General features: G+C 38.1%; 13 protein-coding genes. 5 read left to right on the top strand and 8 right to left on the bottom strand.

Translation table 11 applies throughout. From position 1 onward, the window contains the following. Window positions 1-21: 21 nt before the first annotated feature. Window positions 22-186, bottom strand: a complete 165-nt coding sequence (locus tag MKY51_RS03700) for a hypothetical protein (protein WP_339175368.1) — start codon at window positions 184-186, stop codon at window positions 22-24. Window positions 187-328: 142 nt separating this feature from the next. On the opposite strand from MKY51_RS03700, the gene MKY51_RS03695 reads away from it, so the two are divergent. Beyond that, window positions 329-616, top strand: coding sequence for a transposase (locus tag MKY51_RS03695; RefSeq protein WP_339175367.1), 288 nt, complete (start codon window positions 329-331; stop codon window positions 614-616). A gap of 73 nt (window positions 617-689) precedes the next feature. On the opposite strand, the gene MKY51_RS03690 is transcribed toward MKY51_RS03695, so the two are convergent. The 3 genes from MKY51_RS03690 to MKY51_RS03680 all read right to left on the bottom strand — a co-directional run bounded on the left by MKY51_RS03690 (window position 690) and on the right by MKY51_RS03680 (window position 6,347). Next, entirely contained in the window at window positions 690-2,039 is a 1,350-nt protein-coding gene (locus MKY51_RS03690) for a TrkH family potassium uptake protein (protein ID WP_339175366.1), read from the bottom strand. A gap of 104 nt (window positions 2,040-2,143) precedes the next feature. Continuing rightward, window positions 2,144-2,908: a TerC family protein gene (locus MKY51_RS03685; RefSeq protein WP_339175365.1), complete on the bottom strand. Its 765-nt coding sequence runs from the start codon at window positions 2,906-2,908 to the stop codon at window positions 2,144-2,146. 391 nt (window positions 2,909-3,299) lie between these two features. Further along, on the bottom strand, window positions 3,300-6,347 hold the full coding sequence (locus MKY51_RS03680; protein ID WP_339175364.1) for an efflux RND transporter permease subunit: 3,048 nt from the start codon (window positions 6,345-6,347) through the stop codon (window positions 3,300-3,302). Window positions 6,348-6,562: 215 nt separating this feature from the next. Here MKY51_RS03680 and MKY51_RS03675 point away from each other — a divergent pair, with 215 nt between their 5' ends. Further along, a complete protein-coding gene (locus tag MKY51_RS03675; protein WP_339175363.1) occupies window positions 6,563-7,327 on the top strand; it encodes an NRDE family protein in 765 nt (254 codons plus the stop codon). 401 nt (window positions 7,328-7,728) lie between these two features. Here the strand turns inward: MKY51_RS03675 and MKY51_RS03670 are convergent, their stop codons facing one another. The 3 genes from MKY51_RS03670 to MKY51_RS03660 all read right to left on the bottom strand — a co-directional run bounded on the left by MKY51_RS03670 (window position 7,729) and on the right by MKY51_RS03660 (window position 11,473). Next, window positions 7,729-9,300: a peptide chain release factor 3 gene (locus MKY51_RS03670; RefSeq protein WP_339175362.1), complete on the bottom strand. Its 1,572-nt coding sequence runs from the start codon at window positions 9,298-9,300 to the stop codon at window positions 7,729-7,731. 66 nt (window positions 9,301-9,366) lie between these two features. Further along, a complete protein-coding gene (locus MKY51_RS03665) occupies window positions 9,367-9,927 on the bottom strand; it encodes a VanZ family protein (RefSeq protein WP_339175361.1) in 561 nt (186 codons plus the stop codon). Between the two features lie 76 nt (window positions 9,928-10,003). Next, entirely contained in the window at window positions 10,004-11,473 is a 1,470-nt protein-coding gene (locus MKY51_RS03660) for a UDP-N-acetylmuramoyl-L-alanyl-D-glutamate--2,6-diaminopimelate ligase (RefSeq protein WP_339175360.1), read from the bottom strand. Between the two features lie 355 nt (window positions 11,474-11,828). Between MKY51_RS03660 and MKY51_RS03655 the strand changes: the two genes are divergently transcribed. Then, on the top strand, window positions 11,829-13,406 hold the full coding sequence (locus MKY51_RS03655; RefSeq protein WP_339175359.1) for an ATP-binding protein: 1,578 nt from the start codon (window positions 11,829-11,831) through the stop codon (window positions 13,404-13,406). A gap of 44 nt (window positions 13,407-13,450) precedes the next feature. Here the strand turns inward: MKY51_RS03655 and MKY51_RS03650 are convergent, their stop codons facing one another. Continuing rightward, window positions 13,451-14,839: an aldehyde dehydrogenase gene (locus tag MKY51_RS03650; protein WP_339175358.1), complete on the bottom strand. Its 1,389-nt coding sequence runs from the start codon at window positions 14,837-14,839 to the stop codon at window positions 13,451-13,453. A 321-nt stretch (window positions 14,840-15,160) separates the two neighbouring features. Between MKY51_RS03650 and MKY51_RS03645 the strand changes: the two genes are divergently transcribed. Both MKY51_RS03645 and MKY51_RS03640 read left to right on the top strand, forming a co-directional pair. Then, window positions 15,161-15,313, top strand: coding sequence for a hypothetical protein (locus tag MKY51_RS03645; protein WP_339175357.1), 153 nt, complete (start codon window positions 15,161-15,163; stop codon window positions 15,311-15,313). Window positions 15,314-15,499: 186 nt separating this feature from the next. Then, window positions 15,500-15,928: a hypothetical protein gene (locus MKY51_RS03640; protein WP_339175356.1), complete on the top strand. Its 429-nt coding sequence runs from the start codon at window positions 15,500-15,502 to the stop codon at window positions 15,926-15,928. The last annotated feature ends 60 nt before the right edge of the window (window positions 15,929-15,988 follow it).

Here is a 15,988-nt window from a genome sequence, read left to right as displayed (position 1 = left end):
ATCTTTTTATGAACTATAAACTTACTTTTTATTCGAGTGAGAATCCGTTTGCTTTTTTTGTGGGCTATTTTTCGATTGTTCTTCCGTTAAATCATTGTCTTCGCGAAGATCCAAATCATCAGGGTTTAATTCTGGTCCAACTTCCTCTTTCATGTTTTGTCGGTCATTCCCTTTCTTTTTCTCCATATATATCACCTCCATTTAATAAATTAACCATTCGGCTATTATCTATTCCGCCGATATGATTAAACAGAGCTGCAATCAGCCTACTCGTTTTATACCCCAAAAAAGAGGGCATAATTCAAATAAGAAGAAAGGAGTGCTATTTTTGAAAATATTTTTAGTTATTTCTAGCATTGTTGTTCCGCTTATTATGGTTCTTATACGAAAGAAAATCAGCAAGTCCGCACTTGTCTTCAATATACTCGCTGTTATTTTTGTCATCATTTTCGGCAGTATTGCATCCACTTCGATTTATCAAATCATTATTGATGACGCAGTATTTATGACAAAAATTCACGGCTTATTTTTAAATGAGCTCTTTTTAATTTCCGGTGCATATATCGGAGTCTTTACTATTTACAGGCTGATGATTCTCACATTGCATGAAAAATAACTGTGCCCCAAAAATTAAAGAACGCCCATTCCCTTAAAGGAAATGGACGTTTTTACGCATTCTATCATACTATTTACCCAATAATAATTCTTTCCTTCGGGTAATGGTATTTCTTCTTCTGGGCAGACCCGCCGATTGAATAAAGGAAAGAAATGAGCCCTACACGCCCGACAAACATGAGCACCATAATGACCATTTTTCCGAATGCCGTCAAGTTCTCTGTTATACCGAGCGACATCCCGCACGTTCCGAATGCTGAAGTGATTTCAAATATGACTTCCATCATCGTTGCACGTGATTCTGTAATAAACAAAACCATCGCAGCACCTAGCACCATAATAATCGCAAAAATCAGCACCGCAAATGAACGGAATACATCGATTACATGAATTTCCCGGTTAAAGATTTGAATTTCCGACTGCCCGCGGGAAAATGCGATTAAAAATAATAAAACAATGGCAAATGTCGTTGTGCGAATCCCGCCTCCTACAGAACTTGGTGACGCCCCGATAAACATGAGCGCACTCATAAAGAGCTGTGTCGCCTCATTAAAAGATGTTACGTCAAAGGTCGTCAAACCTGCCGACCTGGTGGAAACCGATTGGAACATGGCCGTAAACACCGCTTCATGCCATCGCATCCCTTTAAATGACTGGAAAGATTCAATAATAAAAATAACAACTGAACCGAAAATAAATAAGCCGACATACGTGAAGGTCGTAACCTTTGTAAATAAGCTAAAGCGAAAAGCCGGATCCTTTTTCGTTAAATAAGCCTTCACTTCAATTAATACCGGAAAACCGATTGCACCTAGAAAAATTAAAATCATACAGACAAATTGAATGAAATAATCATGGTGGAATGGTTCCAGACTCATGCCCGTAATATCAAAGCCTCCGTTTGTTGTCGATGAAATGGCAGCAAACAACCCATTAATCGCCGACTCTTCCCATGTCGCAAAATAACGCTTAAAGTGAACCGTTAATATAAAGGCACCGGTAAATTCAATCATAAACAGCAGTTTGGCAATTTGACGAATTAATGCTACAACACCCGATAAATTATACTGATTATGGTCAATCATAATCAGCTGCCGTTCCCGCATACCGATTTTCTTTCCAAACAACAGCCATAAAAACGTACCGATGGACATAATCCCAATCGCACCAAACTGCAGAATGAGCAAAATCATTGCAAGCCCAAAGCTACTGTAGGTCTCTGCAACAGTCACAGTCGTTAAACCCGTTACACTAACGGCACTAACCGCCGTAAATAAACTGTCCAGAAACGATACGTGGACGCCTTCCAGATGTACTCCCGGGAGACGCAGCAAAAAAAATGAAATTAAAATAGCTACTGAATAATAAGTGATTAAAATTTGGAAAGGCGTAACTTTCCGTTTTTCAAATTTTTTAAAAGGCATATAGTGGCCTCCGATATTTTATTACATTTTTTCTAGTATAATGAATAACTTGAAAAATGGAAAGAAGACACTTCTAATAGTAGAAGTATCTCCTAAATTATTTATTATTCTGCTTTTGATTTTTTGTTTTTGTACACACTTACTAAATAGCCACCCACTGCAAGTCCAAGCAGCACGACCCAAAAAATCGCTTTCCATGTTGTAGAATGAGGGAAATGCGGGTCAATAATAGCCAAGTTTTCATGTCCTAATGCCAGTACAGCCAATTTGACACCTACCCAGCCTACAATTAAAAAGGCTGCAGTTTCCAATGTCGGATAGTCGTTTAACAGCTTAACAAACATTTGTGCCGCGAAACGCATAATGACAAGCCCGATAAAGCCACCAAGGAACATAACCGCAAATGGACCGGCATTAATTCCACCAATATGGTAGTCACCAATATGCGGTAACGTCATAGCAATCGCTACTGCTGCAAGCATTGAGTCAATTGCAAATGCAATATCCGCAAGTTCTACTTTTAATACAGTCATCCAGAAACCAGAGCCTTTAGTTTCTTTAATATCGTCCTCTTCATCCTGCTTTTTAAAGTGATTATCATAGAGATGTTTTATGGATATGAATAATAGATAAGCCGCACCAAGTGCTTGAATTTCCCAGTATTTCGCTAAGAACGTAATAAGGAACAGTGCGATGAAACGGAATACGAACGCACCGAATAATCCGTAAAATAATGCCTTTTTTTGTTGTTCTTTTGGTAAATGTTTAACCATTACTGCCATTACAACTGCATTATCTGCAGCCAATAGCCCTTCAAGGAATACTAATACAAGTAAGACCCATGCATATTCTAATAAAATTGCTTCCATGAAATTTCTCCTCCTTATTATTTACTTGTACCCAATAAATTAGGCATTCATAATATAAACTTGAAAAAATACCCTTTTTGGCCAAAAAAGAAAAGACCTCTGCCTATGTAATATAGGCAAAGGTCTTGCTAAGCACATAATGCTATCACACCCGATGGCTCCTAACCATGTAATGACGAATGTGAAGTAAGTACATTTAAATATAGCGCTTATCTTTAGAGACAAGCTGCTATTTAAATTTCTTATAGCTACTCCCCTTTGACAAATGTCAATGGATATTCAATTCAATTATTATATTGTTATTTTACCGATAACATCTGAAAAAATCAAACGATTCTTTCATATTTCATCAACATTTTACAATAACCGTCTACACATACTTCTTTCTCAGCTAATGTTTTACTTCCTTTTCAATCAAGCTGTAGATGATCGGTACGATAAATAAAGTTAGAATTGTTGAACTGATGAGTCCTCCAATAACAACAACCGCCATTGGCTGATTGATTTCAGTCCCTTCACCAATACCCAATGCTAAAGGAACCAACCCTAAAATCGTCGTTAGAGCCGTCATTAATATCGGTCTCATCCGATCCTGCGCCCCGGTAATAATCGCATCGGTTTTATTTAATCCGAGCTGCCGTTTTTGATTTATATAGTCAATAAGCACAATACCATTGTTCACTACAATCCCTACTAATATAAGGATTCCGATAATGGCTGTGACACCAAGCAATGTATTTGTTACAAACAATGAAATCGCGACACCGATGATCATTAGCGGTACACTGAATATCATGACAAACGGCAGCTTAAATGATTCAAATTGAGCGCCCATTACTAAATAAATAAGAATGACCGCAAGTAGAATAGCCAAAATCATATCTTGTTTTGCACTGTCGAATAGTTCACGGTCCCCGCCAAAAACAATTCTCGATGTTGCAGGAATTTCACCTTCTTCAATCGCTTCATCCACTTTTCGGGAAATACCGCTGAGCGATTCGGATGTATCGTATTTTACAAATACGGCAACGGCCGATGCCTGGTCCGATCTTCGGATAGCTGTTTGGGTTTCTTTTATTTCAACCGATGCAAGCTCCTGCAGCTCCACAAATACCCCGGCATTTGTTCGAAGCTTCATCGTTTTAAGTGCTTCCACATCCTCACGGTAAGCTTTTCCGAAACCAGTGTAGACTCCCAGTACTTCGCCATCTTCGGCTATAATCTGCGTTGTAAATGCGCCTCGTGTCATCATATTGACGGTTTGTGCGATTTGTGCAGGCATTAGCCCATATTGAAGTGCATCCTCACGGTTTACTTCAATTTGAATTTCCTCTTGCACTTCATCCAAATCAGTCGTTACTTCTATAACCGAATCGATATTTGCTACACGTTCCTGGATGGAAGCGACCGTTTTTTGCAGCTGAGGCTCATTGCTGTCCGTCACACGGAATGTTAAGGAGTTCGGTGTTGATCCGGAAGAAGATGACAATGAAAACGTCACTTCAGCACGCTCTCCGATTTCCTGCTGTACTTGTTTTTCAAACTGTTCTACAAACTCGAAAATGGAACGATCTCGTTCCCCTAATTCAACAAGCTTGACTGAAATCTCTCCTTCATTTTGTTCACTAGTACCTCGAGATAAAGATTGCTGATTACCTCCAATTAGACTGACCACTACATCCACTTCTTCATAATCCTTCGCCATCTCTTCAATTTCCGATACAATTTGTTCTGTTTTCTCAACCGTTGCACTGTTCGGAAGCTCGACGGACAGCGATACAAATCCTTCATCTGTAGGCGGTAAAAACTCTGTACCTGTTTTGTATATTGTAAAACCGGAGATACCCACCAAGACAATTGTGATAGTTAATATGAGGGCACGTCTCTTTAATCCCCATTTCAGCGCTTTCGTATAATTCCGGTACAGCCAAGATTCCTCCCGTTTCTTCATTATCGTCGCAGGTTTCGTACGTAAGAGACGGCTGGCCAACATTGGAACAACTGTTAATGCCACAAAAAGTGAAGCGATTAAACTGAAAGAAATCGTTAATGCAAACTCTACAAATATTTGTCCGATTAACCCACTTATAAAAATAACCGGTACAAATACCGCAATCGTCGTAACAGTAGACGCGGTAATTGCTAAAGCCACTTCCTTGGCACCATTCACTGCTGCTTCTTTCGGGTTCTCTCCAAGTTCTAAATGACGCTCAATATTTTCTATTACAACAATGGCATTATCCACAAGCATCCCGATACCAAGTGCAAGTGCACCGAGTGTCATAATATTTAAAGAGAATTCCGCAAAAAACATAAGCACAAACGTTACGATGACCGAAAAAGGAATCGCAATCCCGATAATAAGCGGACTTTTTATTCCGGATAAAAAGAAGAAAAGGACAAGCATCGCAAACAGTCCGCCAAAAATAAGCGAAGAGCTGATATTGCTGATTGCCAATCGTACATAGTCTCCCTGATCAAATAAAATAGTCGCCTCGATACCATTATATTGGGGCTCATCTAATAATTGTCCAAGCTCCTTCTGAAAAGTTTCGGATACATTTGCGGTATTTGCTCCAGACTCCTGCAATACCGAGATAAGTACAGCCTGCTGGTCATTGGCCCTTGTAATTGTGTTCGTTTCCTGTTCTTTTCTTTCTACATTTGCTATATCCTGAACTTTAATTGACTCACCTGTTAACGGATTGACCGAAAGCACAACATTCGCTATTTCTTCCGGACTTGTAAACAAGCTGACCACCCTTGTAGTTAACAGCTGATTATCTTTTGTACTTAGTTCTGCACCCGGCATTGAAATATTGCTCGCCTGGATAATTTGCATCACATCATTTTGCGTTAAATTATTTTGCTCAAGCTTTTCGGCATCCAGCTCAATCTGTACTTCTTCAACAATTTCACCGGAAACGGTTACACTGGCCACCCCTTCAGTCCGCTGCAATTCCTGCTCAAGCGATTCGGCAATTTGCCGGATATCGACTTCTTCACTATCTGCTGACAGTACCAATTGAATAATCGGAAACTGTGATGGATCAAACTTTAAAAAGTTTGGTGTTCCCGCATCTTCAGGAAGCGGGACAAGGTCAATACGCTGCAAGATGTCCATTTGAACATCATCCATATTCGTTGACCAATCAAACTCCAAAATTATGAGATTCGAGCTTTCCAGCGATGTCGACTGCACTCGTTTAATCCCCGGCAATGTGGCCAGAGATGCTTCAAGCGGCTTTGTCACTTTTTCATTTACTTCTATCGGACTTGCACCCGGATAGTTTGTTACAACAACCCCTATCGGCGGATTTAAATCGGGTATTAACGTAACAGGTATTTTAAATAATGAAACGGCGCCGAGTAGTAGCACGAAAATCATCGAAACAATTGTAAATACCGGGCGTTTTATAGAAAACTTGCTTATATTCATCGGTGGAAAGTCCTTTCAATTTGTCTTTATATTCATTAAAATTCGGGTAGAGCTATCTTTTTCCCTTTTATCATCCGACAAAACTTACATTATTACAGCAAAATGTTACAAAAAATCATACAAAGTAGGCATGGTTGTATTAGTCTGGATTTTCTGCTCCAGTGAATTCTTAGCTGGAATGCCTTGCCTACACTACAAGCTACGGGAGGCCATTTATGTGTTTAATTGCATTTTCCTATAAAGTTCATCCATCTTATCCGCTCATCGTCGTTGCGAACCGTGACGAATTTTACGACCGTCCGACAGCGGCTGCCCATTTTTGGGAAGATGAACCTGAAATATTAGCTGGACGAGATTTACGTCAGCAGGGCAGCTGGATGGGGCTGTCAAAAAATGGCCGTTTTGCTGCCATTACAAATTACCGTGATCCGCGCCTTCCTGAAACCGGCCAATTGTCACGTGGAGAAATTGTACGGTTGTTTTTAACTGCTACAGAATCGACAGACGCTTTTATCCAGTCACTGCGTTCAAAAAGAGATTTGTACGGAGGTTTCAATGTTTTGCTTTATGACGGTAAAGACATGCATCATTTCAATAATATTTACGATGAACATAGTATTATAGAAAGCGGAATTCACGGTGTGAGTAACGCTACTTTCAATACACCATGGCCAAAAGTAACTGCTGCTAAAAAGGTATTGGAAAATACAGTCGAAGAAGATGCAGTCGAAATGAACACACTCATCTCGCTTTTGGCAAATGATGTAATCGCACAAGATGAAGTATTGCCAAATACTGGTGTAGGTATCCATCTGGAAAGATCCTTATCCGCCCAATTTGTAAAACTTCCTAATTACGGTACACGATGCTCCACAGCTATTGTTTTCAACAAAAATGGAGAGATTGATTTTCTAGAACGGACATATGAAAACGGGAAATTTAAATTTGACCGTTCTTACCGTATTGCTGCGGGAGAATAAGTAATGGCAGATAACTGAGACCGGGAAGGAGTTTTACTTTCTATCGTAACTATTCTAATATCCGGACCCGGTTCTCTTTTTTCACGCTTTTGTTCCACTTTCCGGATGAATAGTTCCATTTTCACCGCATAACATTCTACTTATCTCTCTTTACTCTCTACATTTAAATCGTAAACTTCTAATAAATTTTCGGGTTCCACTTCTCTCTATTTCGTTCCACATTTCAGTCAAAACATTCTACTTTGACTACGGGAAGTTCTACTTTTCTCTTTTTCTTTTCTAAATTTCAGTCTAATACTTCTAATAAACGCCTTGCTCTCGACACCCTCATTTCCTCAAAACGCAAAAAACCCCGGCAATTCTCTTACAAAGAAAATCGCCGGGGCTTATTAATTATTCAATTATAGTAAGCTGTATAATTGAATGTTTTCGTTTTTCTCAGAGAACCAGCGCATCGCAAATTCGTTTTCGAATAAAAATACTTTATTATCGAAACGGTCTTTCACAAGCATTGAACGTTGAGAATGCATTGAATCTTTCACATCTTCTTCGTTTTCAATCCAACGTGCAATTTTGCTGCCAATCGGCTGCATAATTACTTCTACATTGTATTCGTTAATCATTCGGTGCTGGAATACTTCAAACTGTAATTGACCAACCGCACCAAGAATTACTTCTTCAGTATGCATTGTTTTGAAATACTGAATTGCGCCTTCTTGTACTAATTGCAGCACACCTTTTTGGAATTGCTTCCCTTTCATTACGTTTTTCGCCGAAACTTTCATGAAAATTTCAGGTGTGAATTGAGGTAATTTTTCAAAGTTGAATGTTTTCTTGCCGCCGACTACTGTATCTCCAATTTGATACGTACCTGTATCATAAAGACCGATAATGTCACCAGCAACAGCTTCATTTACTGTTTCACGATCATCTGCAAGGAACTGTGTTGACTGTGTCACTTTGAACGACTTACCTGTACGTGAAAGTGTCATGTTCATACCGCGTTCAAATTTACCTGATACGATACGCACGAATGCAATACGGTCACGGTGTGCCGGGTTCATATTCGCTTGAATTTTGAAAATGAATCCAGAAAATTCGCCATGATCAACAGGATCAATAAATTGCTCATCTTCCGTAATACGAGGTTGAGGAATCGGTGCAAATTTTAAATACGTATCAAGGAATGTCTGTACACCGAAATTCGTTAATGCCGATCCGAAAAATACCGGTGTCAATTCACCACGAGCGATTTTATCTTCCGAATACTCATTTCCAGCTTCATTCAGAAGTTCGATATCGTCGATTGCCTGTGAATAATACGATGTTTTTTTCATATCGTTATCAACAGCTAGATGTCCCTCTTCATCAAGTGGCAAGTAGCGGTCACCTTCTTCTACACGGAACTGCTCGATACGCTTGTTGTAACGGTCGTAAATTCCCAGGAACTCTTTCCCCATACCGATCGGCCAGTTCATCGGATATGCGTTAATACCAAGAACCTCTTCCAATTCTTCAATAAGCTCCAACGGCTCTTTCCCTTGACGGTCCAATTTGTTGATAAATGTAAAAATCGGAATACCGCGCATTTTACAAACTTTAAATAGCTTTAATGTTTGGGCTTCGATCCCTTTAGCCGCATCGACTACCATGACAGCTGAGTCTACAGCCATTAACGTACGGTACGTATCTTCCGAGAAGTCTTGGTGTCCAGGTGTATCCAGAATGTTTACACGGCAGCCTGAATAATCGAACTGCATAACAGAAGAAGTAACCGAGATCCCACGTTGTTTCTCGATCTCCATCCAGTCAGATGTCGCAAACTTACCTGACTTCTTTCCTTTTACTGTTCCTGCGTCACGAATCGCACCACCGAATAATAGTAGTTTTTCTGTAATAGTCGTTTTACCAGCATCCGGGTGACTGATGATGGCGAATGTACGACGCGCTAATATATCTTGTTCTAAAGTCATTAATTTCGTCTCCTTTTTTCATACTTTCTTATTTTAAAAGACAACAGTCATTTGTTACAACCTTTTTTACTTTGCTAGGCTCATTTTCCGTAATCTCCGCAATACTTTGAAAAGCATAAAACCGATTACAATGGCGATTGCATTTAATAATACATCATCGACATCTATACTACGACCAATAAAATATTGAGTCCCTTCAATAAATAACGGAATCGTAAACGCGACGACATGCATAATACGCCATCCTCTGAATTTTCCCCATAATAGCGGAATAAAGAAACCAAAAGGTATAAACAGGACAATATTGCCTGCCAAATTATAAAATGCGATATTTGCCAATGGTCCATTCAATTGGTCATAATACAGCATAATTGTTTGTAATGGGGTAAAATTGCTGCGCACATATGCGGTGGAAGTATCAAAAATGATCTGTCCATTCGACAGTTGGAAGTTTGGAATAATCGTTTGGGAAAAGATACTGACACTGTAAAAGAAAAATAAAAGCATTGTCAATTCGCGCCACGCGTATCTAGTTTTATTTTTCATATAAAACACGCGCAATATGCAATAAATCGGGAAGCTTACAGTGCAGTACGCAATCATACTAAGTAAAAATGAATAGATCATTTTTGTCACCTCCAAAAAAATCCACCGCTAACGCTATTACGTTAACACGGTGGATTTGAAAAAATTATAGCATAATCTATACAAATTTTAACTTTCCAGCTTCAATCGCAATTTTCGCATCACTATGCGGATATTTTGTATTTTCGATAATTTGGTAATCCTCATGACCTTTACCAGCGAAAATAATGATATCACCAGGATTTGCAACACTTACCGCATGTCTAACGGCTTCGGCACGGTCACCGATACAGGCATAATTTTTATGTTTCATACCTTTTGCCAAATCACCTGTAATACTGTCAAATTCCTCATAGCGTGGATCATCCGTCGTCAAGACTACATAGTCTGCAACAGATGCCTTTTCTGCCATTGTCGGACGTTTCGTTTTATCCCGTCCGCCACCAGTGCCAACAAGGAAAATCAATTTGTTTTCCGGTTTTTTATATGGCATAGCAGCATTGATCGCTTTTTCAATCGCATCCGGTGTATGAGCATAGTCGATGAACATTTGAATCGGTAAATCCGAATCTACTTTCTCCATACGCCCTTTTACCGGTGGCAGCATTTCGATCTGTTCGATAATGACATCAACCGGGAAACCACGAGCATAGAATACGGCTGTTGCTGCAAGGACATTGTAAATATTAAATTCGCCCAGTAAATGCATCGATACCGGGAATGTACCCTCCGGTGTTTCCATATCGAAATGCGTCATGCCATTTTCATAATTGCAGTTTACTGCACGGAAAATCGCATTATTATGCAATCCGTAAGTCCAAATTGGGAACGGTGTCATTTCCGCATAGCGCGCAGACCAAGGATCATCAGCATTTAATACGACATGCTTGTTCTTCTCCAAGTCTTGTCCTAGCTGAGAAAACAGCAAACCTTTTGTGTTCCCGTAGTTTTCCATCGTACCGTGGAAATCTAAATGATCATGCGTTAAATTCGTAAATACCGCCACATCGTAGTCAACACCGGCTAAACGCCCTAATGCTAAACCATGTGATGAAACTTCCATCACCATTGCACGGCAGCCTTCACTTTTCGCACGGAAAATCATCTGTTGTGTATTTAATGAATCACTTGTCGTGTTTGCCGATTCGTACAGCACACCATTTAAATTAAAACCGATTGTTCCTGACAATGCCGATTTTTCGCCAAGTCCGATTAATATATTGTGGATAATTCCAGATACACTCGTTTTCCCATTTGTACCTGTAACTCCGATCATCATAATATCCTTCGATGGATAATCAAAAAACTTTGCCGCTAAAATGCCAAGTGTACGTGTCGTATTTTTTACGATTACTTGTGCAATTTCTCCATCCAACTGTAATAGACGTTCTGTAACAATTACAGTTGCACCTGCATCAACTGCCTTTTGAGCATAGTCATGCCCGTCCACTGTAAAACCTTTTATACATATAAATAAACTGTTTGGCTGAACACTGCGCGAGTCAATTGCAATATCTTTAATCAGTTTCGGTAGTTGACCTACAACTTTCTTTTGCATCAGTGTACTTAAAAGTTCTTCTGCATACATAATTCTTTCCCCCACAATTGCAATATAATTGCGAATGATAATTTTCTTCTATGTACTAATCATCATACTGTGCATAGATTGAAATTTCCACGCTTTTCAACATCTATAATGTTTCCGTATAAAATAAACATGTTTGCAATATAAGGACTATGGACATATAATACATAAGTTCATTTTCGTATTATTTACTCAAAATACTGAAATTAGGACCTAAAATTATATTTAAAATTAAAAATTCCAATTCGTTCTTATTTAATTTATTTATACGATATATCTATCATATCAAAATTCGTCATTTATCGACATCATGAATTACTGTATCATTATAGTTAATATTACTTATTCGAGGTGTTTTATGCAGCAACAAGAGATTTTAAATAAGCGAAATCTGCTTATGGTAATTACTTATTTTTTCTCTACGCTTATTTTTATTACTGTCATTGCTACACAGCTGTTCAAGCATCCTTATTCGTTTTTAGGTATTAGTATCGGTAGTTGCATTATGCTCATCGCTTTGTATTATTTAAAAACGCCCCCCAAAGTGCTGCAAATTATATTGATATGTACATGGCATATCACTGTTTTCCTATTTAACTATCAAAATGTGAGTATACTTTCGTTTTATACTTTTATTTGGGTAATCGCGACTTTAACCATTTACCGTTCTTATATAATTTCTTTCATCAACATTATTTTAGTATTCATTGAAATCTATATTTTAAATAAGTTATCGATGATTCCCTACCATAGTTTTAACTCTGATGATCAACTTTTACTTTTCAGCTTTTTGATGGCGATTTGCATCATGAGTATCGGACAAAGTTTTTTAATAAAACAGATTTGGTTAAAGCTAGAAAAAAATGCAATTGACCGTGAGTATTATTTAAATTCCAAACATGCCTATTTGCATTTGTTTTTCGAACAGGCTAATGATGCAATTGCTGTATTTGATTTGGAAGACCGTGTTATTGCGGTCAATCCTGCATTCGAGAAATTGTATGGCTGGTCTAAGGAGGAGGCATTAGGGCGTGTTTTACCGCTGATTCCCCCGGAAAATGAGGAAGAATCGAAGCAAAGGAAAGATGATTTAATGCTCGGAAAAAAATATCGGCTCCATGAAACGACCGATATGAGAAAAGACGGCACTTTTTTTGATGCACAGATTTCATTGTCACCTATTTTGAGTCCGCATGGTGAGATTATCGGATCGTCTGTCATTTCACGGGACATCTCCTACATTAAAGAAAATGAAAATCTGATTTTGCAGTCGGAAAAATTACGGCTTGTCGGAGAGCTTGCCGCGGGTGTTGCTCATGAAATCCGCAATCCAATGACGGTAATTTCCGGCTATGTTCAAATGATGAACGAAGATCCGGATTCGCCTTACTATGAGTATACAAAACTCATTCAAAATGAAACCGAGCGAATTGAATTAATTTTATCGGAGTTCCTTGTACTATCAAAACCTCAGGCTAATCAGTATGCGCCGATTAATTTGGCGGAAGCTTTATCGGAGGTCGTCCAGTTTCTTCAATACGAGTTCCAGTCAAAAGCGATTTCCTTAAAAATTATTAATGAATTTTTGAACATTACAATTTTAGGAAATAAAAATCAACTCAAGCAAGTGTTTATTAATTTATTCAAAAATGCGATCGAAGCGATCAATGAAGATGGTTCCATTACATTGCAAGTATGCAAAAGTAAAGAGGAAAAAGAAATTCGTATTCAAATTATTGATACGGGATGTGGTATTCCACAACATGTGCTGGACCGGATGTTCGAACCTTTCTATACGACGAAAACAAATGGAACAGGGCTTGGCATGATGATTATCAATAAAATTGTACAAGATCATCAAGGGTCCATCCAAATTAAAAGCAAGCAGCATGTCGGTACTGAAATATTATTAACGTTTCCGATAATGACAGAATAATAGATGAAGGCTTTCCTGAATTTAACGGGAAAGCCTTCTTTTCATTATTTCATAATTGTACGGACTAGCTTTACTTTTTGCTTGTATGGTGGATATAGCAGACTATTTGCCAGTTTATTAGAACGGTGCAAAATGGATTTCGGGTGTGTGAAGTTTTCAAAACTTGCTTTTCCGTGGTATGCTTTCACACCTGAAGGCCCCACTCCGCCAAACGGTAAATGCGTGTTACCGACATGCGTAATGACATCATTTATACACCCTCCGCCAAACGGAAGCTCTTCTAAAAAGTAATCGATGGCTTTTTCATTTTCCGAGAACAAATAAGCACTTAACGGTTTCGGCAATTGACGAATTTCATGAATCGCTTTTGGCAAATTTTCATACGTCATAACCGGTAAAATTGGTCCAAACAATTCATTTTCCATCGAAGGTCGATCCCACGTAATATTTTCCAGCACAGTCGGTTCCATATATAAATCTTCTCGGTCTGTACGGCCACCATATACGACCGTATCTCGTTCCCTATCTAAAATAGTCTGCAGTCGGTCGAATTGGCGTTCATTAATAATACGCCCGTAGTCCTTACTTTGCTGTGGATTATCACCGTAAAATTCTTTGATCGCTTTTTTTACAAGACGCGAAAACTTTTTCGCAACGCTTGTATGGACAAGAACATAATCAGGCGCTACACATGTTTGTCCTGTATTATTGAATTTCCCCCATACAATCCGTTTAGCCGCTACATCCAGATTTGCCGTCTGATCGACAATTGCCGGACTCTTTCCGCCCAATTCCAATGCAATCGGCGTAAGGCGTTCTGCAGCTGCTTTTGCCACAACCTTCCCTACCGCTACACTTCCCGTAAAGAAAATATAATCAAAAGATGCGTGAATCAATGCCGTTACTTCATCCTTTTCCCCTTCTACAACACGTACATATTCGGAAGGGAATACTTCTTCCAGAATTTTTTTCGTAATAAATGCTGTATTTTCGGCAGATTCCGATGGTTTAACAATCGCCGTATTTCCTCCGATAATCGCACCGATCAACGGCTCCATAATCAATTGGAATGGATAGTTGAATGGCCCGATGATTAATGTCACTCCATATGGTTCACGTACAACATAGCTTTTTGCTGGCTGGAAGTGGAGCGGTGTTTTGACAGGCTGCGGTTCCATCCAGCTATTTATATTTTTTAAAAAATAGGAAATACTATCATAAACAATACCGATTTCAGTTGTGAATGCTTCAAACTCGCTTTTTCTTAAATCGAGAGCTAAAGCTTCAATTACTTGATCTTCATATTTTTTTATTGTTTCCTTTAATTTTACGAGCTGTTCTTTACGAAATTCTACATCTTTTGTAGCACCTGTAAAATAAAAAGCACGTTGATTTTCGATCATTTGTTCAACATCATTTGCAGTAAAATTCATTTTTTTCATCCTTCCCAAAATTAATATCCGTGACTTATACAGAGATCCAGCTTCATTCATCAACTATTAAAAGAAAATAATCATTTTTATTGAATGAAGATAAATGCATGCATAAATTATAGCTGTTCACACATATTAACTATAGTAATAACTACTACAAAGTTTTAAAAATATCCTGCAAAAAAAAGGAGGCTTCATGATTAAATTGTCTTAATTTTTAATGAAATGTTTATAAATAAAGACATATGGGAATTTCATAACTAAATTAATAATCGAACAGAATAAGCAATGTAAAACAATCGTACAAGGAGGCTATATAAAATGATTATTACTGAAACTTGGTGGGGCGAGATTTTTTCCGGGCCATTATCTATTGGATTAAACGAACAGAAAGTTAAACAACTTGAGGATGAATCATTTTTATACTTTGACGAAATTGTTGCTACTATTCCTAATGAAGAACAAAATACTTAACTTTTAAAAGGACTGTCACAATTGACAGTCCTTTTTAGTATTTTTTTGTGGCATAATAACTATATAATAGTGATTATTACGCTAAGTTCATAGGAGGTTATCCTTATTTTAAATAAATTACTGACATCTATGTTATTCGCCTTACTAATTTTTGTTTGCGCCGTTTCAGTTCAATATATTATAAAAATGAAGAATTCCGATCAGGAAGAAACCATCATAGAAGCAAAGGCATCGATGACACAGGAGCAACTAAAGACTCATACGATGCTGATGTTGAGTGAAATCGTACTGAAACAGTTTGTTGAAAATATAATGCTGAATATCGAAATTATACCGGTTGACGATAAACAAAATGTCATTGTCTCCCTAAGGGCATCAGAATTTCTTAGTGAAATTACATTGCTGAAAGACAGCTATAACTTACTAAATGAAATCCAGCATGTGGAAGAAATCAATAATATTACGTTAAAATGGTTCAAGCCTGTAAAAAACAAAAATACAGAAATACTAACGATTACATTTGATGAAGAGGCATTAGTTGCTTTTGATGAAATTTCGTATAAAGACATTCCCCAGGCATCCACTCACTATATAAAGCATGCACATCTGGATTAATATATATCTTTCCAATATAAAAAGCAGTTCAAAAATTACGGATCGTAAAATTTGAACTGC

This window comes from Solibacillus sp. FSL R5-0691 (assembly GCF_037974225.1).
In the GTDB taxonomy this organism is placed as follows: domain Bacteria; phylum Bacillota; class Bacilli; order Bacillales_A; family Planococcaceae; genus Solibacillus.
The sequence above is the reverse complement of the archived record's forward strand: the minus strand, read 5'-3'. Positions and strand labels throughout refer to the sequence as shown.

Bases quoted from the DNA above. Each gene is read 5' to 3' on its own strand.
- MKY51_RS03700 (WP_339175368.1), bottom strand. From the start codon at position 186: ATGGAGAAAAAGAAAGGGAATGACCGACAAAACATGAAAGAGGAAGTT.
- MKY51_RS03690 (WP_339175366.1), bottom strand. From the start codon at position 2,039: ATGCCTTTTAAAAAATTTGAAAAACGGAAAGTTACGCCTTTCCAAATT.
- MKY51_RS03685 (WP_339175365.1), bottom strand. From the start codon at position 2,908: ATGGAAGCAATTTTATTAGAATATGCATGGGTCTTACTTGTATTAGTA.
- MKY51_RS03680 (WP_339175364.1), bottom strand. From the start codon at position 6,347: ATGAATATAAGCAAGTTTTCTATAAAACGCCCGGTATTTACAATTGTT.
- MKY51_RS03675 (WP_339175363.1), top strand. From the start codon at position 6,563: ATGTGTTTAATTGCATTTTCCTATAAAGTTCATCCATCTTATCCGCTC.
- MKY51_RS03670 (WP_339175362.1), bottom strand. From the start codon at position 9,300: ATGACTTTAGAACAAGATATATTAGCGCGTCGTACATTCGCCATCATC.
- MKY51_RS03665 (WP_339175361.1), bottom strand. From the start codon at position 9,927: ATGATCTATTCATTTTTACTTAGTATGATTGCGTACTGCACTGTAAGC.
- MKY51_RS03660 (WP_339175360.1), bottom strand. From the start codon at position 11,473: ATGTATGCAGAAGAACTTTTAAGTACACTGATGCAAAAGAAAGTTGTA.
- MKY51_RS03655 (WP_339175359.1), top strand. From the start codon at position 11,829: ATGCAGCAACAAGAGATTTTAAATAAGCGAAATCTGCTTATGGTAATT.
- MKY51_RS03650 (WP_339175358.1), bottom strand. From the start codon at position 14,839: ATGAATTTTACTGCAAATGATGTTGAACAAATGATCGAAAATCAACGT.
- MKY51_RS03645 (WP_339175357.1), top strand. From the start codon at position 15,161: ATGATTATTACTGAAACTTGGTGGGGCGAGATTTTTTCCGGGCCATTA.
- MKY51_RS03640 (WP_339175356.1), top strand. From the start codon at position 15,500: ATGAAGAATTCCGATCAGGAAGAAACCATCATAGAAGCAAAGGCATCG.